This window comes from Collinsella sp. Sow4_D11 (assembly GCF_052116465.1).
Classification (GTDB): domain Bacteria; phylum Actinomycetota; class Coriobacteriia; order Coriobacteriales; family Coriobacteriaceae; genus Collinsella.
In genome coordinates, this window is sequence record NZ_JBQKLA010000004.1 from 1 (window position 1) to 18,327 (window position 18,327).

An 18,327-nucleotide genomic window follows, 5' to 3' on the forward strand; every position below is an offset into this window, starting at 1 on the left:
CGCCCGGTCCCGTTCCGAACCCGGAAGCTAAGCCCCATCGCGCCGAGAGTACTGCGGGGCCAGCCCGTGGGAGGCCAGGGCGCCGCTGACCGGTGGACGGCACCGAGCCGTGCGATTGGACTGAGAAGGGGGAGGCCTCGCGGCCTCCCCCTTTTTTCGTTTCTCAGGCAATTTGTCTCACATAGTAGCTGTGTTTTATAACCCTCGTTTGTCGCATCTTCTTTGAACGGGCTACAATATCGTAGTCTGTGTAGCATGGAGGTGAACATGGCTGAAGCTGGTATCGGCGTTGATATCGTCGAGATTTCCCAAATGAAATCAATCCTTGAGAAGACGCCGTCGTTTGCCCGGCGCGTGTTTACCGATGAAGAGCGTGCGTATTGCGATGCGTCGTCTCGCCCTGCCGCTCATTATGCCAGCCGCTTTGCCTCTCGCGAAGCGGTACTTAAGGCACTTGGAACGGGGTTTAGTCAGGGCGTTGGACGTAAGGACGTTTCCGTAACACGCGATAGGCTCGGCAAGCCAAAGGCTCTGCTTTCTGGTCGCGCTCTCGAAATCGCCCAGGATTTGGGTGTTGTCGAGGTTGCTCTTTCTATTACCCTTACGGGTGACTTGGCTGTCGCTAATGCCATTGCGATCACCGAGGATGCTCGACCTAAGCCTAAGGAAGAAAAAATGAGCACCAAGGAGCGCGTTGCCCAGACATTTAAAGAGGTTCGTTCTGTATTGGATGAGCTTGAACAGCTGCAACAATCTGCTTTGTCGGAGCATTTGATTGATAATCCGCAAGATACGCAAGGAGCATAGATGAAACCGGTTTTGAGTACCGAGGAAGTCGTTCGCCTCGAGGATATCATCGAGCGCGAGGGCACCTCGAAGGCCGAGCTCATGGAGTTGGCAGGTGAATTTGCCGCCAACGAAATTTTAAAGCTCAACCCTGATCGCGTTCTTGTGCTGGTCGGCTTTGGCAACAATGGCGGTGACGGTTGGGTCGCTGCGGATATCCTGACCCATAAGGGCGTTGATGTTGATATCGTTTCTCCAGTTGAGCCGGATGAGATTCCTGCTGCCCTTGCTCGTCACGTTGCCCGTCGCACCGCCGGTCGCGACGTTCATGTGTGCGTTGGGCCTTCGCGAGACGAGCTAGAGGTTCTCATTAACAAAGCGGATGTCGTGGTCGATGCTATTTTTGGTACCGGTTTTCACGGCAACCTTCGTGCGCCGTTTTCTATTTGGATTCCTACGGTTAACGAGTGCGCCGATCACGTTGTTTCTATCGATGTTCCCTCGGGCCTGAATGCCGAGACGGGCGTTGTGGATGACGACTGCATCCGTGCCGAGCGTACCGTGACGATGATTGCCCCTAAGATCGGCCTCTACAGCGCTGACGGTCCGGAGTATGCTGGCGACCTGGTGTGTGGCGGTCTGTACGACCGCCTCGACGAAGTCATCGATGATGTCGATCATGCTGCCGAGATCGTTGAGCCCGGTGATCTGGTGGACTACTTTGCCCCGCTGCCCACGAATATCGATAAGTATTCGCGCGGCTCCGCGCTCATCGTTGCCGGGTCGGCACAATATCCTGGTGCCGCCATCATGGCCGCAAAGTCTGCCGCTCGTGCTGGTGCCGGTTATGTGGCCGTTGCGACGCCCGATGCGTGCGCCAACCTTATTCGTATGGCGCTCCCGTCGATTCCCGTTTTCGCCATTCCGTCTGATTCCCGTGGATCTTTTGGTGCCGCTGCGCGTATGACAGTGTGCGAGATTGCTAAGAAGTACAGCTGCGTTGTGTGCGGGCCTGGCATGACGACGTCTGCCGGATCGATGCAAGTCGTTTCGGGCCTGCTTGAGCTCGATGTGCCGCTTATCCTAGATGCAGATGCGCTCAACTGCCTTGCCAAGATTGCAATCGACGGCATCGACAGTAATCCCGAGATGTACCGTCGCGAGCAGCCGCTCGTTATGACGCCGCATTATCGCGAGCTTTCGCGTCTCGTTGCCGGCGACGAGGTCAATGATCTTGGCACTGCGATTGCCGCTGCTCAAAAGATTGTCTGGGCTGCCGGTTCCGATAATCTCGTTGTTATCGCTAAGGGCCCGACGACGGCCATTTGCGGCGTCGAGCGCGTGCTGCTGCCGCTTTCGGGCCCAGCGTCGTTGGCGACCGCTGGCTCGGGTGATGTCCTCGCAGGTATCCTTGCAGGAACGCTTGCGACCATGCGTGACGATATGGACCGTTGGGAGCTGCTGTACTCGTATGCCGTCGCACTCCACAGCTATGCCGGCTTTGCTGCGGCGACGGAGTATGGCGAGAAGAGCGTTATCGCGACCGATCTTATCGACTTGATCGGTCCCGCCATGGAATTGGCGGCAAAGGATGCGCTCGATGATCTGGGAATCATGGACGAAGGGTCGGATGACTAATCATGAATAAAGCCGATTTGACGCGTTGGTCCTGGGTCGAGATCGACCGCGGGGCGCTCCGCCGCAATACGAGGGCCTATAAGAACTTGCTAGATCCGCGTCAGCGCCTGTGCTGCGTGGTTAAAGCCGATGCTTATGGTCATGGAGCCGTCGAGTGCGCCAAGATCATGTATTCGGCCGGTGCCGACATGTTTGCCGTGGCGACGGTCAGCGAGGGTATTGAGTTGCGCCAGGGCGGAATCACCAAACCCATCCTGATTCTAAGCGAGCCTCCCATCGAGGCTATTCCTTCATTGCTCGAGTTCGATATCATGCCCTCGGTCTATACGTCCGATTTTGCTCTTGCGTATGGCGAATGTGCCGTCGCGGCGGGCAAGGTGGGCAAGTATCATCTTGCCATCGAGACGGGTATGAACCGCATCGGCGTTCACTACACGCAGGTGCTCGACTTTGTCCGCGGTATTAATTTCCATCGCGGTATTCAGTGCGACGGCGTATTTACGCACTTTGCCACGGCCGACGAACCATCGGGTTGGGACTACAAGCTGCAGTGCCAGCGCTTTACCGAGGCCGTTCAGGCCATTAAGGATGCGGGTTTTGAGTGCGGTATCGTGCACTGTGCCAACACGCCGTCCTCGATGCTCGATCCCTCGATGCATTTTGATATGATTCGCGCTGGCGTTGGCTTGTATGGCATGCAGCCGTGCGAGCTGAGCGGCCGCGTGATGCAGCTTGATCCCGTTATGAGCGTTCATGCGCGCGTGACGCGCGTGGCGCATCCTGCGATGGGCGAGGGCGTAGGCTACGGTTTTACCTACCGCGTACCGCGCACACGCGTTCAGATCTGCACGCTGCCGATCGGATATGCCGACGGCCTTTCGCGCACGCTTTCCAATCGTATGGACGTGCTGTATCGCGGTGAGCGCGTGCGTCAGGTCGGAAATATCTGCATGGATCAGTTTATGGTTGCCATTCAGTCCAACCCGGCTCACGAGATTCCCGAGGCCGAACATGGCGACGAGATGATAATTATCGGTCGCGATGGCGATGCCGAGATTACCATGGATGAGATGGCGCGCCTGCGCGGCACGATCAACTACGAGGTCGCCTGCGGCTTTGGCATGCGTCTCGACAAGGTCTACGTGTAGGAGCCGCTATGGGCGTTATGCACATCCCCGTCCATAGCCATCAGGCGCCGCGCGAAGTTGCACTCGAGGAGATCGAGGCCGTCCTGGGTGATTGCCGCCTTTGCCAGCTTTACCAGTCGCGCCACAATATCGTGTTTGGGGTGGGAAACCCCCGCGCTCGCGTGATGTTTATTGGTGAAGCGCCGGGCCGTAACGAGGATTTACAGGGCGAGCCCTTTGTGGGGGCGGCGGGTGAAGACCTCAACGGCATTCTGTCCCTGGCGGGTCTTAAGCGTGAAGATGTCTATATCGCCAATGTGCTTAAATGTCGCCCGCCGGGAAACCGCAATCCGCGTCCCGAGGAAGTGCTTGCTTGCTCACCGTTTTTGCGCGAGCAGATTCGAAGCATCTGGCCCGATATCATCGTGACGCTCGGCAATCCCGCAACGCACTTTGTGCTCAAGACCGAGATTGGCATTACCAAGCTGCGCGGCAGGTTCCATCAGATGGGGCACTTTGTGGTGATGCCGACGTTTCATCCCGCGGCGGCGCTGCGCAATCCGGCGTGGCAGGAGTTGCTGGAGGAAGACTTTAAGATGCTGGGCGACTATCTGGTGCGACATCCCGCGCCAGAGGGCGCCTCGGAATAATAAGGAGCGTATATGTCCCTGGAGCGCCTGGGGCTAGGTACCTACAAAACGGCTCGTACTGCCGATACTGAGCAATTTGGCGAGTTGGTTGCACCGTGTCTAGAAAATGGCGATGTGCTGATACTGACCGGCGGCTTGGGCGTGGGAAAGACCCACTTTACCAAGGGCGTCTCGCGCGGCTTGGGCGACGGGCATATGGTCACGAGTCCTACGTTCGCGCTCATGGCCGTTCACGACCAGGGGCGTATTCCGCTGTTCCATTTTGATCTGTACCGCTTGGAGCATGCCTACGAGCTCGAGGATACGGGCATTTTTGACGTGCTCGGCTATGAGGGCGCTTGCCTGTTGGAATGGGGCGAGCAGTTTCAGGACGAGCTGACGGATGAGTATCTCTCGGTGACGCTTAGGCGCGATGAGGACGATAGCGACGTGCGAACGATCGCGCTCGAGGCGCACGGCGAGCGCGCGACGGAGCTTTTCGATTTGATTGATAAGGCTGTACAAGATGAGCTTGCATAACGACAACGCGCTGGTAGTGGCGCTCGATACTTCGACCGACATGCTTGCCTGCGCGGCAAGCTGGATTGATGAACAGACGGGCGAGGCGAAGCTGGTGAGCGGGGACCATCTGTGTCGTCGCCATGCCAACGTGGAACTTGTGAATACCGTCGATGGCGTGTTGGCGCAGGCCGGGCTGAATCGCGGCGATGTCGGCTGTTATGTGGTTGGACGCGGCCCGGGTTCGTTTACGGGCGTTCGCATTGGCATCTCGACCGCCAAGGGTCTGGCGCGCGGTGCCAACGTGCCGTTGCTGGGCGTGTCGACACTTGACGCTTGCGCCTGGACGGCGTGGAAGGCTGGCGTGCGCGGCAAGCTTGGTGTTCTTGCCGACGCCATGCGTGGCGAGGTGTATCCGGCTCTGTACGTGCTGGGGGACGAAGGTCCCGAGCGTCTGTTTGAGCGCGAACACGTGGTCAAAGCCGCCGTGGCGCTTGATGAGTGGCGCCAGGCCGCGGACTGGGGCCAGGTTAAGCTGACTGGTGACGGTCTCGTACGTTATGGCAAGCTGCTGAGTGAGGATGAGACTGCGCGCTGCGTGGAGCGAGACCTGTGGTGGCCCTCGGGCGAAGGCCTTCTGATGGCGCACGCCGCGGGCGACGGTAATCCGGCTCGCGTTTTGCCGATCTACACGCGTCTTTCGGATGCCGAGGAAAATGAGCGTAAGCGCCTTGGGCTTGCCGAGAGCGCCCAGAGCGAGATTACGGGTGTTGCCGACGAGCTCGCCGGCCGCCATCTGCAGTTCCGTCCCATGGGCGCGGCGGATGCCGAGGGCGCGAGCGCATTGGAGGCCGCCTGCTTTGAAGGCGCCGGACACGAGGCGTGGACGCCGGGCATGTTCCTGTCCGAGCGGGGCGAGGGCGTTGCCGCTCCGCGTAGCTGGTGGGTGGCGCACGACGACGGTCAGCTGCTGGGACTTGCCGGCGGCATGGTCGTCGACGGTGACGTTCAGATTATGGACGTCGCGGTTGATCCTGCTCATCGTCGCGAGGGCATTGCCCGCAAGCTGCTGTCGCACGTGAGCTATGACGCCCAGATGCTCGGCTGCACCACTGCTTCGCTTGAGGTTGAGGACGGCAACGAGGGTGCGATTGCGCTCTATAGCGCCTTGGGCTTTACCGAGGCGGGTCGTCGCCGTGGCTACTACGGCGTCGGCAAGGATGCCATCGTCATGACGGCGTCGCTGCCCCTGGTGCTTCCTCTCGACAATGCCTCGCCCGAGCCAACGGCTGCCGAGCAGCGCGTCTGGCCGCTGCCTGAGCCCGAGCGCACCGCCGAGGAGCGTGCCGAAATCGAGCGCCGTCGCCTAGTTCTTGCCATCGAGAGCTCTTGCGACGAGACGGCTGTTGCGATTATCGATGCGGACGGCAATATGCTGGCCAACCAGGTGTCGACGCAGATTGATTTTCATGCTCGCTTTGGCGGCGTGGTGCCCGAGATCGCCTCGCGCAAGCATGTCGAGGTGATTGTGAGTGTCGTAGATGCGGCGCTTGAAGATGCCGCGGTATCGCTTGGCCTTGAGGGTGGAGCGATTGCGCCAAGTGAGCTTGCCGCCGTGGGTGTGACGCAAGGCCCAGGCCTGGTGGGTGCCCTGGTGGTGGGCGTCGCCTTTGCCAAGGGCTTTGCGTATGCTGCCGGTAAACCGCTCGTGTGCGTCAATCATCTGGAGGGTCACCTGTTCGCCAACCTGCTGGCGCAGCCCGACCTTAAGCCGCCGTTTATCTTTACGCTTGTCTCGGGTGGGCACACCATGCTCGTGCACGTAAAGGCATGGGGCGACTACGAGGTGCTTGGCGAGACGCTGGACGACGCCGTGGGCGAAGCCTTCGACAAGGTTGCCAAGGCGCTGGGCCTGGGCTATCCCGGCGGCCCCATCATCTCCAAGCTTGCCGAGACGGGCAATCCCCGCGCGATCGATTTTCCCCGTGCGCTTAACAGCAGGGGAGACTACCGCTTCTCGCTTTCGGGCCTCAAAACCGCTGTGACGTTATACATCGAGCAGGAGACCAAAGCCGGCCGAACGATTCACCTGCCCGACCTTGCAGCCTCGTTTGAGGCGGCGGTCTTTGACGTGCAGTACAAGAAGGCCAAGAACGCCTTGCACGCCACCGGGTGCAAGGAGTATTGCATCGGCGGCGGCGTCTCGGCCAACCCGCATCTGCGCGAGATGATGATTAAGAAACTCGGGCGTCAGGGGATTCGCGTAACGGTGCCGCCTCTCTCGGCCTGTACTGACAACGCCGCCATGATTGCGGAGGTCGCTCGCCGCAAATTCGACCGAGGTGAAATCTCGCCGTTCGACGTCGACGCCGATCCAAACATGACGCTGTAGTCGTATGGGTGCGGTCTCCGACGCTGCCCGGGCGCCAGCGGCCGCATATGAACTTTCCTGCTCTACAGTCCTGCTCACGACGGAGGCCACATTAAGTGGCCTCCTGTTCGTGCGGAACTCGCGATAAAGTTCATATGCGGCCGCTGGCGCCCGGGCAGCGTCGGGAACCTTTCTGTATCGATGCAGCTACTGAGCTGGATCGGCGTCGACAACGTCCGGCAAGGTTAGCCAGCCTGCGTCGAATTTACGGCGTGCTTTAGCTGAAAGAAACCTACCTGATAATCGACTCAATATCTCGGCTTTTATATAGCAGTCGGCGGACTTCCATGACGTCGTCGATGACGACATAAAAAACCATGTAGTTGCCAACGTAGAAGCGGTAATACGGGTGCGACCGTCTTCTTGTCGAAGGGTATGTTGGTGACATGGTTGGATTCTTGAGATGCTCGAGTATGCCTGCTTCAACATTGTCGACAAGCCTATTTGCTGCAGCGGGGTTATTGAGATCAAAGGCGATATATGACGCTGCTTGGCTGAGGTCCTCCCAAAATAGGGGAAGATAGCGGAGCTTATAGTGCCTGTTCATCGAGACCGCCGTCGAGCATTTTTCTGACAGAGCCAAAGACATCGTCGTGTGTATAGCGAAGTTGCATGCTGGCAGCCTGACGATCAGCGGCATCAAGTGCGCTCTCGATTGTATTGCTCAGCGACTTGTACTGCTCAAAGCTCATGACGACCATAGAGCCCCGCCCGTTTTTAGTTAGAAAAACCGGACCCTCCTGTTCGACTTCGCGTTCAACATCCGGGTAGTGATTTCTAAGATCTGAGACCGGCCTAATATTCACAGCTACCTCCTGAGCTATCAGAATATTATCGTAATTATGATAACAGAGTTGAGATTTGGGATGGGAACTCCTCGGGGGCGGGGCGGGCGCCTGCCGCCATATATGAACTTTATCGTGAGTTCCGCACGAACAGGAGGCCACTTAATGTGGCCTCCGTCGTGAGCAGGACTGTCCGAGCAGGAAAGTTCATATATGGCGCAGGCGCCCGCCCCGCCCCCGAGGAGCATCTCTCAAGCAAAAACTGTCGTGGGGTAAAGTCCGAGGTCAGTGACGTTTTATACCGAGAAATTCAAAAAAAGTTGAAAATTCATTACATATTTGCGTTGACTTTAGTCAACTAAAGTTTCATACTCCTTTTCATCCACTGGGGGATGTGAACGCGCACGGATCGTTCGCATCATGATTGAAGAGGATTTCTTAGACATGTTCACGCATCAGCTAAACATTATCAGCGTAGTAATTATCTGATGCGGGTTAGCACATACAGCTAGCCCGTACGATAACGGGCGGCTGATGAAGATGAGGGCCGTCGAGCGCAACCGACGGCCCTCATTTTTTATGTCTAGGAAGTTCTTTTTTGAGGAGGAAATGTAATGAACGGAGTTTTGCTCATGGTTGTGGCCGCGGCGGTGCTCGCCTGCGGCTATCTGGGCTACGGCCGCTGGCTGGCTAACAAGTGGGGCGTTGATAAAGAGGCTCTCACGCCTGCCAAGCGCATGAAGGACGGCAAGAGCTTCTCGCCCGTCTCCGCCTTCACCGCGTTCTCGCATCAGTTCAGCTCGATCTGCGGTGCTGGCCCTGTTACGGGTACGATCGTCGCCATGGCCTTCGGCTGGCTGCCCGTCGTGCTCTGGGTCCTCGTCGGCGGCATCTTCTTTGGCGCCGTTCACGACTTTGGCGCCCTGTACGCTTCGATGAAGAACAACGGCAAGTCCTTGGCTCAGCTCATCGAGAAGTACATCGGCAAGACCGGCCGTCGCCTGTTCCTGCTGTTCTGCTGGCTGTTCTGCATCATCGTCATCGCCGCTTTTACCGACATGGTCTGCAAGACGTTCATGTTCACCCCGGTCGTTGACGCCTCTGGCGCTGCCACCGGTGCCATCGACTTCACCAAGTCCTATGCCGCTGGCTGCGCTGGCACCATCTCCATCCTGTTCACCTTCGTCGCCATGGCCTTTGGTTGGGCTCAGAAGAAGTTCAACCTCACCGGCGCTGCCGAGTTCGTCACCGGCGTGGTGCTCATGGTCCTCATGTTCGCCGTCGGTATGCAGTTCCCGGTTTACCTGGACAAGTTCCAGTGGTTCGCCGTCGTCATGGTCTACCTGGTCTTTGCCGGTGCCATGCCCATCCAGATGCTCAAGACCCCTCGCGACTACCTCACTTCCATCATGATGATCGTCATGATTGTCTGTGCTGTCCTCGGCATCGTCGTCCTGGGCGTTAACGGCCAGGCCACCATCACCGCTCCGGTTTTCACCGGCTTTAGCAATGCCTCGGGCATGATGTTCCCGGTCCTGTTTGTCTCCGTTGCCTGCGGCGCTCTCTCCGGTTTCCACAGCCTCGTTTCTTCGGGCACCTCTTCCAAGCAGGTCGAGAAGGAGCAGGACGCCGTCAAGGTTGGTTTTGGCGCCATGATCGTCGAGTCCTTTGTCGGCATCCTCGCCATCATCGTCGCCGGCATCATGTTCTCCGACATGAACACTGCCGGTACCGGCGCCCTCAACGCCGGCGTCGCTTCCACCCCGTTCCAGATCTTCGCTGCTGGCATTTCTCGCGGTATGCAGGCCTTCGGCGTTGACGGCACGCTTGCTACCGTCTTTATGACCATGAACGTCTCCGCTCTGGCCCTGACCTCGCTCGACGCCGTCGCCCGCATCGCCCGCACCTCGTTCTCCGAGTTCTTTGCCCAGACCAACGACGCCCTGGCCATCGAGTCCAAGGCCGGTTACATGAAGGTCCTCGGCAACCCCTGGTTCGCCACGGTTGTCACTCTGCTCCCCGGCCTCGCCCTCGCCTTTGGCGGCTATGCCAACATCTGGCCGCTCTTTGGTGCTTCCAACCAGCTGCTCGGCGGTATGACCATGATCACCCTTGCCGTGTTCTGCAAGTGCACCGGTCGCAAGGGCTGGATGCTCTACGTGCCCGTCGCCTTCCTGCTCTGCTGCACCTTCACCTCGCTGGTCCAGAGTGCTATGGGCTGCATGACCGCCGTCCAGGCCTACGGCTTCTTCGGTACCATCCCGGCTACCGCCACTACGGCCGCAGTCTCCGTCGCCGCCACCAAGGGCCTGCAGCTCGTCTTTGCCGTCCTGCTGATGGTCCTGGGCCTCATCGTTGCCGTCAACTGCCTCAAGGAACTCTTCGGCAAGGAGGCCGGTTCCATGCCCGACGAGGAGCCCGAGTGGTCCGAGATGGGCAAGGCCGAGTATGGTCGCGCTGCTGCTGCCGAGGCTCCCGCAGGCGCCGAGGCCGCCAAGGCCTAATCGACCTAAGGGATTGAACGTCACATCTATATGACTCGGAAAGGCCGGGTCCGCAACTGCGCGGGCTCGGCCTTTTTTTCCTTGCAAAAGCTAGTGTGCCCGGGTGTTCTCGCAGATGTTTTGCGTGGATAGGGGCGTGCGTTGTACCATATAGACGTATATGTGTACATATGAAAGGGGCCCCGTGGCCAAGACGGTATATTCCGATAACCAAAACAACGTCGATGCCCTGGCTGAGCGTCTGAGCAGCCAGACGTCGCTTTCTGCCGAGCGTGCCAAGCTGGTTGCCTACGACCTGCTCTGCCGCAAGGCGCTCAAGATCAAGTCGAGCGCGCTGGCACAGATTTTCCGTTCCGTCGATAAGGAATGTGACACCAAGGCGATGCGCGATGAGCTTATCGCGGCAAAGATCGTTACCAAGATCGAGGGCAGCGGCATTAACGGGCGCCCAGCGTTCTATACCATTAATGCCGAGATTCGCGATGTCCAGGAGCAGCCTGCCGAGGCTGCCGAAGAGGCCGTCGAGGACGTTGTCGAGGCGCCTGCTGCGGTGGAAACGGCTCCGCGCGAGAACGTCGACACCGATGAGCTGCTTGACGAGAGCGTCGTTCGCGCCTTTACGGCCAAGGCGGGCCGCGGCGGTTTTGGCGGGGGCGGTAAACGCGATGCGCAGCGCCGTGCCCAGCAGGAGCGCTTCCGTCGCGCCGTGGCTCAAAAGGACGAGCTCGATACCGAGACTGTTGAGACCGAGGTTGCTGCCGAGTCGCAGAAGCCTGCGAAGGAGCAAAAGCCCGTGGAGGCCCAAGAGCCCAAGCGTCGTCGTGGTGCTCACTTTAAGGCTGCGCAGCAGGATGTCGCGCATGAGGTTGAAGAGCCTTCCGAGGTTACAGACGATGCTGAGGAGTCTGCCAAGAGGGCTCCGAGTTCGTGTCGTCCCGGTCGCGGCTTTGCAGGTCGCGCGTACCCCGTAAAGCGTCAGGAGAAGGGCAATCCGGCTTCGACCGCTCAGGCCGAGAAGGCCGAACAAACCGAGAAAACCGTTGAGCCGGCGGCTCGCGAGCAGCAACCTTCCGAGTCGCAGCCTGCGACTGACACCGAGGCCAAAGCTCAACAGTCCGCTGATAAGCAGGCGGGGGAGAGCGCCTCAAGCAAGCCCCGTCGTCGTCACCGCGGCGGTCGTGGCTCAAATGCCGAGGCCGCGGCCGAGAAGGCAACGACACAAATCAGAGATGAGAAGGTCGAGACTCCGGAGGATCAGGTCAAGCGCCAGCCGGCGAAGGAGACTAAGTCTGATCGTCCGCAAAAGCACTCGTCCGCGCCCAAGCAGGAACGCAACACCCGGGCAGATTCCAAGCGTAAGCCCCGTGCACAGGCTGAGCCTGCCGCGGCCGATAATGCTGCCCAGCGGTCTGAGCCGACTGTCCACGGCGAGGTTTCGGCATTTGCCTTGGCCCACGTGCTGGGCAGGCAGCTGCTCAAGGTTGTCCCCACGCCTACGGCGCTCTCCAAGATTAAGGAGCAGCAGACCCAGATTGTAAGGGTTGAAGGCAAGGACGGTAAAAAGACGCCGCAGCGCGCTCAGCACAACGAAATGTCCAATCGCAAAATCGCGGAGGAGATTGCGATTATCCAGGCATGGATTGAGCAGAACCGCGGTGCCGATACGCCGGTTGCCTCGCGTCGCCAGCGCGCCTACCAGATTTTTAACGATGAGAAGGCCTTTGACGGCAAGCACGGCGAGCGCTTGATTCGGCGTATGACCGAAAAGGGCATCAGCATGCAGGCGATTAAGGTCGCCCCCAACCGCCCCGTGCACTTTACGGGTTTCTTTACGCTGGGCGCCGACAAGCCGTTCATTATGGTCGAGAACCTAGACACCTATGACGAGATCGTCAAGCTCCTACGCGGCCGCAAGCACGCTAAGCTTTTTGGCACCAAGGTGGGTGGCGTGATTTTTGGCGGTGGCTGCAAGGCGAGCGTCTCGCACGCACTGGATGATTATCTGGCCGAGATCGGCTATCGCTTTAACTATGTCTACTACGTGGGCGATATCGACCGAGAGGGTGCGCGCATCGTCGAGCAGGCCCGCAATGCCAATGTGGTTGAGATTCGCTTGCATGCCGGCATGTATCGTGCCATGCTCGCCGAGCACAAGCGCCGCGTGAAAGCTGGCGGCGAGTGCGAGCCTGCGGCTGCTAATCAGGGTGTGCCGCAGAATTTGGCGGCGACAATCAAGGATCTGCCTATGGTCACGCGCGTGCAGTTCCGCAATGTGCTGCGCGAGGGCGGTCGCATTCCGCAGGAGATTCTGATGACCGCCGACTATCGGGATGGCGACTCGGGAAGCTTCGACCGCATGCTGAACAATTAGGGACGCGTGGCCCCGGCGGGCCGGGCATTAAGTTTGCTGCTCTACAGTCCTGCGCAAGACGAAGGCCACATTAAGTGGCCTTCTTTGCGTGCGGAACTCGCGACAAACTTAATGCCCGGCCCGCCGGGGCCACGCGCCATTTTGTAGATGGCGGCTCGCTTTTCGGAACGGGGCTGATATTTCTTGATGTAAGGCGCTCTTGGTCCTTTCGGGCTTGGGGTGTCTGTCTTTTGAGGGTGGATGAGCCGGCACTTGGGGACGTTCCTTTAGTGCCGGCACTTTGGGAACGTCCCCAAGTGCCGGTTGAGATACGGAGAGCCCGTTGTTGATATGGGACGGAGGGATTCCGCGTCCGCCTGCCGGCGGCCGCGCCCCGCTGCGTCGCTCCGCTCCTTGCGTGCTGCGCTGGAAAACGCTCCGCGTTTCCTCAGCTCCGCACCCTTGCGGGTTCGAATCCCTCCGCATGCCCACAAGAAAGCGCCCCGGGCTGATGAAAGCCCGGGGCGCTCAGTTACCTTGGCTGGGACGGAGGGATTCCGCGTCCGCCTGCCGGCGGCCGCGCCCCGCTGCGTCGCTCCGCTCCTTGCGTGCTGCGCTGGAAAACGCTTCGCGTTTCCTCAGCTCCGCACCCTTGCGGGTTCGAATCCCTCCGCATGCCCACAAGAAAGCGCCCCGGGCTGATGAAAGCACGGGGCGCTCAGTTACCTTGGCTGGGACGGAGGGATTCGAACCCCCAACAGCCGGCACCAAAAACCGGAGTTCTACCGTTGAACTACGTCCCAATGTGTGGTGCTGCCCAAAAGCAGCTCGTCTAGTTTACCTAATCTGCGAGGGCATCGCAAACGCCATCGAGCAGGCGTACAGCGAGTGTCTGTGCATCGCTTGCGGTGAAGGTTCCGTTGTAGCGCGTCATGCCCGTGAGCTCAATGCGGATGCGCGCGGGCTTTTGCTGCGCGGCGACATTAGCGGTGCGGATGCGCTGCGCCAGGTTGTGACATTCGGCAAGGGCGATCGTGGCGCGCGGCGCTGCATCTGCGGGCAGCTCATCGCTTGCGATCTCGAGTACCAGGTCCACGTCGGTCGGAACCTCGGAATCGCAAAGCATCATGCCGCTGTTGTCGGTCGTCGCCGTGGCGATGTTCCACATGCGCGATGCAACGCTGCGTGCGATGGGGTCCTCACCGATGACGGCAATCTGGAAGCGCTCGAGCACGTTGGCGGCGCGGGCAAAGCCGATGCGCGACTCGGCCTCGGTAACCGAGGGTTTGCCCTCCCACACGTGATGCAGACGGTTGATATAGGCGTAGGTATCCTGGAATGCCATGCCGTCGGCAAACAGGCCGACATTTTCTTGGAACTGCTGCAAGGCCGCCTCGGTGTGCGGGCCAAAGTAGCCGTCGTCCTCACCGCAGGCAAAACCCAAAACGTTGAGTGCCCTCTGCAGGGCACGAACGTCGGCACCATGGAAATTGGGCATGCGCAGATAAAGCGTGCGGTCGCCCAGCTTATACGAGGCGTCTACCAGGGCGCTCCAACAGGGGATATCGACGGCGTAGCCAGCGGCAAGGCCGCTGTCGAGCCTAAAGGTGCCAACAGCCTGCTCGGTGGTGGTGCCAAAGCGCTTGTCGGCGACCTCGACGTCATCGATTGTATAGCCGAGCTGCAGAAGGCGGGACTGGACGTCCTCGACGGCTGCTCCCTGCATGCCCGTTGTGATAGGTTCCATGAACGAGCCCCTTTCGGCGTACCATTCGTACTATTTAAGCGTGTGTCGGATAGACAACGCAAAGGGTTGCATAAACATGCACTCAACAGTGTAGCAAGTTGTACCCAAATGCGCTGCTGACAGGTTTTATAACCCCCGCTAGTTAAGGCGCTCCACAAAGAAATCTGCCATGGAGTCGAACAGCTCGCGTGCATGCGGGTCGAGCTCGGCACCTTCGATAGCGGCCTTGGCCTTGGCAGTCAGGTTGAGTGCGTAAGTGTGGGCGAAATCGACAGAGCCGGTCTGCTGGAAGATCTCCACGGCGCGTGCGAGTTGCGCGGGGTCCTCGGTGCCCGAGGAAAGGATTGCCTCGACTTCGTCGTGATAACGCTCGTCTGACAGGGCATGCACGGCGACGAGCGTGCGCTTGCCCTCTGTGATATCGGTGCGGAAGTCCTTGTTGGCGGCCTCCTTGGCGCCAATAAGGTTGAGCAGATCATCTTGGATCTGAAAGGCAAGGCCCGTGTGCAGGCCAAAGGCACGCAGCGCCTCAATCTGGTCTTCGCTGCCGCCACCGATAATGGCTCCGGCGGCAAGTGGCGTGGCTCCGCTGTAGTACGCGGTCTTGTGCGTCGCCATGTCCAGATAATCGTCGACCGAGATGTCAAAGCGCCCATCGCGGACCCAGCCCAGGTCGAGCGCCTGACCCTCGATGGTGCGAACGATCATCTCGGTGAGCTCGTGGAGCACGCGGAGCTTCACGTCTGCCTCGAGCGTGGGGTCGTCGAGAACCGTCTTGGTAACCATGGTGAGCGCTAGGTCGCCGCAGTTGATGGCAAGTCCCGTACCCTCGGTAAGGTGCATACAGGGCTTGCCGCGGCGCAGCTGGCCGTTGTCGGCGATGTCGTCATGGATAAGCGCTCCCGACTGAAAGTGCTCGATGGCCGCCGCCGCGCTTCGGGCGCTCTCAAAGCTGCCGCCTACCGCGGTGGCGGCGAGCATGCAGATGAGCGGGCGGTGGCGCTTGCCGGCATTGGCCGTAAATGCCGAGAGCGGGCCATACAGGTAGCGCTCGATATCGGCAGAGGTCGCCTGTCCGTCAAAGAACGTGGCCAGATAGTCGTTAATCTGGTCAAAATGCTGGGCTAAAAAGCTGGTAAACGGACTGGACACGGGTTCTCGCATTCTTTCTTAGGTTGCATCGTTGCGTTATGCAGACAACATATTGCCACATTAGGGCATCGAGCGCGGCGGTTGAAGACGATTGAGCCATGTTGTCGCAAATGCGGCAAGAGGCGCGGCTAGATAAGTCCAAAGTGCTCGAGCGCGGTGACGACGCCGTCGTGGTCGAAGCTGTCGGTGACGTAGTCGGCCTTTTCCTTGAGGAAGTCCGGCGCGTTGCCCATGGCGACGCCAACATCGACCGCCTCCATGAGGGCGATGTCGTTGCTTGCGTCGCCGATGCCGTACACAGTGCCGTGATCTGGCCCCAGGGCGTCAAGCACGGCCTTGATTCCGGCCCGTTTGGTGCACTCGCGAGGCGAGATTTCCGTGACCTCGAGTTCGAGCTCGTTGAGGCAGAGCAGAGGCCCAAGCTCTTCATCTTGGGCGATGCGGTTGGCGAGCGGTGTGGACATAAGAATTTTATAAGCGTTGTAGTGCTTGAGTTGCGTGACGGCGTCGCCCACGGTGCGCGCGTATCCGTACGTCTCGGGGGCATCTGCGCTCATGCGCACGACGCGATCGATGCCCTCAAAGCGAATGACCTCACCCGATTGTTCGAGATAGGGGACGAGGCGCTGTAGCAGACCGGGGTTTATGGCCGCATTTCGTACGATGCGCCCCTCGAGTTCGGCGTAGCCGCCCGCGAGACATACGATGCCCGCCCACGGCAGCTCGAGCAGCTTGGGATGGATGCAGCTGAGGGTGCGCCCCGTGCAGATAAAGGCTTTGTTGCCGTTGGCGACAAACGTGCGAATTGCCTGTGCAACCGTTTCGTTGGGATAGGGGGAAAGGTCTCGCTCGCCCTCGGGGAGCTCTTGGGCAAGTTTGGGATCTTGCCAGGCAAGCGTACCGTCGATGTCGAAGAAGCAGATATTGCCATGCTTTTTGGCGTCATCGGCGGCATGAGAAAGCGGGGTGGCAAATGCAAAACCCGGTTCGAGTCCCATAATCTGATCAAAGTGCTCTTTGACGCGGGGGACCGAGACGCCGATGATTACCTGGGCGGTCTTGCCGGTGACGATGAGGCCTTTGGCGCCCGCTGCGACAAAGGTTGCGTTGTCCGCGACGATAGAAGGGTCCGCGACTTCGACGCGCAGCCGCGTGGCGCAGTTGGTTGCGCCCACAATGTTGGAGACGCCGCCCAGAAGCGCCACAACCTGCTCGGCGAGCAGACGATCTTGTGATGCCTGGCAGTCGGAAGCGCCGACTTCTGATAAGCGCTTTTCGTCAACGTCGTTTCCCGTCAAGCGCGAGAGCGCCGTGTTGCTGGCAATGTAGTTCTCGCGTCCCGGGGTTTTAAGGTCAAAGGTCAGGATAAGACCTCGAAAGCTCAGAAAGAAGATGACGCTAAAGACGAGTCCGATTCCGAGTGCCAAAAGGTAGGAGCCGGCATGCGTCCGCATGAGCGGGATAAAGTTGAAGGCAGCCATCTCCATAAGGCCACCCGAGAAGATGCCGACGACGCCAAAGAAGTTCATGGCCATGGCAAGGCAGGAGGATAGGACGGCGTAGAGCAAAAAGAGTCCGGGATAGGTGAACATAAAGAGAAACTCGAGCGGCTCGGTGATGCCGCAGACCATCGAGGCGACGATGGCGGGCAGAAGGATGGTCTTGAGGCTGGCACGGCGTTCGGGCTTGGCCGTGGTGTAGAACGCTCCGGCGATGGCGGGAAGACCAAAGAGCTTGACCCAACCGGTGGCGGTGAAACCAGCCCAGGGCGCTAGCTCGTTGAGGGGGCGCGTGCTGTGCGAGAGGATGGGAAGCAAGTTGGTCCACGTGGCGTAGATGCCATCGGTAATAACCAAATTGTCGTAGTAGATTGGCATGTAGAGCAGGTGATGCAGCCCCACGGGCTCGAGTGCTCGCTCTAAAAACACGAAGGCGCCCACGCCGAAGGGACCGACGCCCGTAAGTGCATGGCGCAGTGTTTCGGTCATTGCGTATACGATGGGCACGATGGCGGCCGAGATAGCGGCAAGGGCGAATACGGCAAAAAAGCTAATGAGGTAGACCAACGAGGAACCCGAGAAAGTACCGAGCCAATCGGGAACCTTGGCATCGTAGAAGCGGTCATGGATGGCGACGACGGTGGCCGATACCGCCAGCGGGCCGATAATGCCGGTGTCGAGCGTCTTGATGCCGTCGATGACGGTGATGCCGCTGGCGGAGGTCAAAGACGACGGGTACTTAAGTCCAAGGTTGTCGCCGCTCAGCTTAATGATCTCGCTCAAAAAGAAGCAATAGGCAAAATAGGCCACGAGTGCCTCGAAGCAGCAGCGCGCCGGTTGCTTTTGGGCAAGGCCGATGGGCAGAGCTACGGCAAAAAGCAGTGGGAGGCGTTTAAAGACCGTCCACGAGCCGCGCTGGATGATAGCCCAAAAAACATACCAAGGGGTTCCGTATACGGCGAGGTCGCCGACGATGTCCGCAGACGTTGCGAGGGCGGAGACGCCGACCATAAGGCCCGATATGGAAAACAGCATGGCGGGCGCGAACATTGCCCCGCCAAAGCGTTGGATTTTCTGCAGCATAATATGCCTTCCGGATGCAACATGCTGTGCGAGCAAGAACGTTTAAACAATGAACTCATTGTAGAGGACTGGCTGCT

At 59.4% G+C, this 18,327-nt stretch carries 13 protein-coding genes, 1 tRNA gene and 1 rRNA gene; 9 read left to right on the forward strand and 6 right to left on the reverse strand.

From position 1 onward, the window contains the following. From rrf to tsaD, 7 genes are all read left to right on the forward strand, one after another. Positions 1–91, forward strand: a 5S ribosomal RNA gene (rrf, locus tag ACTQ40_RS02675); the annotation flags it as partial. 176 nt (positions 92–267) lie between these two features. Further along, a complete protein-coding gene (gene acpS, locus ACTQ40_RS02680; RefSeq protein ID WP_441563287.1) occupies positions 268–807 on the forward strand; it encodes a holo-ACP synthase in 540 nt (179 codons plus the stop codon). After that, entirely contained in the window at positions 808–2,424 is a 1,617-nt protein-coding gene (locus ACTQ40_RS02685; RefSeq protein WP_441554737.1) for an NAD(P)H-hydrate dehydratase, read from the forward strand. 2 nt (positions 2,425–2,426) lie between these two features. Beyond that, the gene (gene alr, locus ACTQ40_RS02690) at positions 2,427–3,572 is read left to right on the forward strand and encodes an alanine racemase (protein WP_154515162.1); all 1,146 of its coding nucleotides are present in this window, start codon (positions 2,427–2,429) and stop codon (positions 3,570–3,572) included. Between the two features lie 8 nt (positions 3,573–3,580). Further along, entirely contained in the window at positions 3,581–4,201 is a 621-nt protein-coding gene (locus ACTQ40_RS02695) for a uracil-DNA glycosylase (RefSeq protein ID WP_441563288.1), read from the forward strand. A 12-nt stretch (positions 4,202–4,213) separates the two neighbouring features. Continuing rightward, positions 4,214–4,720: a tRNA (adenosine(37)-N6)-threonylcarbamoyltransferase complex ATPase subunit type 1 TsaE gene (tsaE, locus tag ACTQ40_RS02700; RefSeq protein ID WP_427748361.1), complete on the forward strand. Its 507-nt coding sequence runs from the start codon at positions 4,214–4,216 to the stop codon at positions 4,718–4,720. Continuing rightward, positions 4,707–7,091: a tRNA (adenosine(37)-N6)-threonylcarbamoyltransferase complex transferase subunit TsaD gene (gene tsaD, locus ACTQ40_RS02705; RefSeq protein WP_441563289.1), complete on the forward strand. Its 2,385-nt coding sequence runs from the start codon at positions 4,707–4,709 to the stop codon at positions 7,089–7,091. Before tsaE ends, tsaD begins: the two co-directional genes overlap by 14 nt. Positions 7,092–7,362: 271 nt before the next feature. On the opposite strand, the gene ACTQ40_RS02710 is transcribed toward tsaD, so the two are convergent. Together ACTQ40_RS02710 and ACTQ40_RS02715 are read right to left on the reverse strand one after the other, a co-directional pair. Beyond that, positions 7,363–7,677 carry a type II toxin-antitoxin system RelE/ParE family toxin gene (locus ACTQ40_RS02710; RefSeq protein ID WP_441064486.1) on the reverse strand — a complete coding sequence of 105 codons (315 nt, stop codon included), beginning with the start codon at positions 7,675–7,677 and terminating at the stop codon, positions 7,363–7,365. After that, positions 7,661–8,077: a type II toxin-antitoxin system Phd/YefM family antitoxin gene (locus tag ACTQ40_RS02715; protein WP_441563290.1), complete on the reverse strand. Its 417-nt coding sequence runs from the start codon at positions 8,075–8,077 to the stop codon at positions 7,661–7,663. The genes ACTQ40_RS02710 and ACTQ40_RS02715 overlap by 17 nt, the downstream gene beginning before the upstream one ends. A gap of 452 nt (positions 8,078–8,529) precedes the next feature. Here ACTQ40_RS02715 and ACTQ40_RS02720 point away from each other — a divergent pair, with 452 nt between their 5' ends. Together ACTQ40_RS02720 and ACTQ40_RS02725 are read left to right on the forward strand one after the other, a co-directional pair. After that, positions 8,530–10,419 carry a carbon starvation CstA family protein gene (locus ACTQ40_RS02720; RefSeq protein ID WP_427794386.1) on the forward strand — a complete coding sequence of 630 codons (1,890 nt, stop codon included), beginning with the start codon at positions 8,530–8,532 and terminating at the stop codon, positions 10,417–10,419. A 184-nt stretch (positions 10,420–10,603) separates the two neighbouring features. Continuing rightward, positions 10,604–12,790 (forward strand): hypothetical protein, encoded by a 2,187-nt coding sequence (locus ACTQ40_RS02725; RefSeq protein ID WP_441563291.1) that lies wholly within the window; start codon positions 10,604–10,606, stop codon positions 12,788–12,790. Between the two features lie 707 nt (positions 12,791–13,497). Here the strand turns inward: ACTQ40_RS02725 and ACTQ40_RS02730 are convergent. The 4 genes from ACTQ40_RS02730 to ACTQ40_RS02745 all read right to left on the reverse strand — a co-directional run bounded on the left by ACTQ40_RS02730 (position 13,498) and on the right by ACTQ40_RS02745 (position 18,250). Then, positions 13,498–13,572 (reverse strand) — tRNA-Gln (locus ACTQ40_RS02730). A 38-nt stretch (positions 13,573–13,610) separates the two neighbouring features. Next, positions 13,611–14,516, reverse strand: a complete 906-nt coding sequence (locus ACTQ40_RS02735; RefSeq protein WP_441563292.1) for a peptidoglycan-binding domain-containing protein — start codon at positions 14,514–14,516, stop codon at positions 13,611–13,613. Between the two features lie 138 nt (positions 14,517–14,654). After that, positions 14,655–15,668: a polyprenyl synthetase family protein gene (locus ACTQ40_RS02740; RefSeq protein ID WP_441563293.1), complete on the reverse strand. Its 1,014-nt coding sequence runs from the start codon at positions 15,666–15,668 to the stop codon at positions 14,655–14,657. Positions 15,669–15,796: 128 nt separating this feature from the next. Continuing rightward, complete coding sequence (locus ACTQ40_RS02745) at positions 15,797–18,250, reverse strand: PTS transporter subunit EIIC (protein ID WP_441563294.1); 2,454 nt, start codon at positions 18,248–18,250, stop codon at positions 15,797–15,799. Positions 18,251–18,327 lie beyond the last annotated feature (77 nt).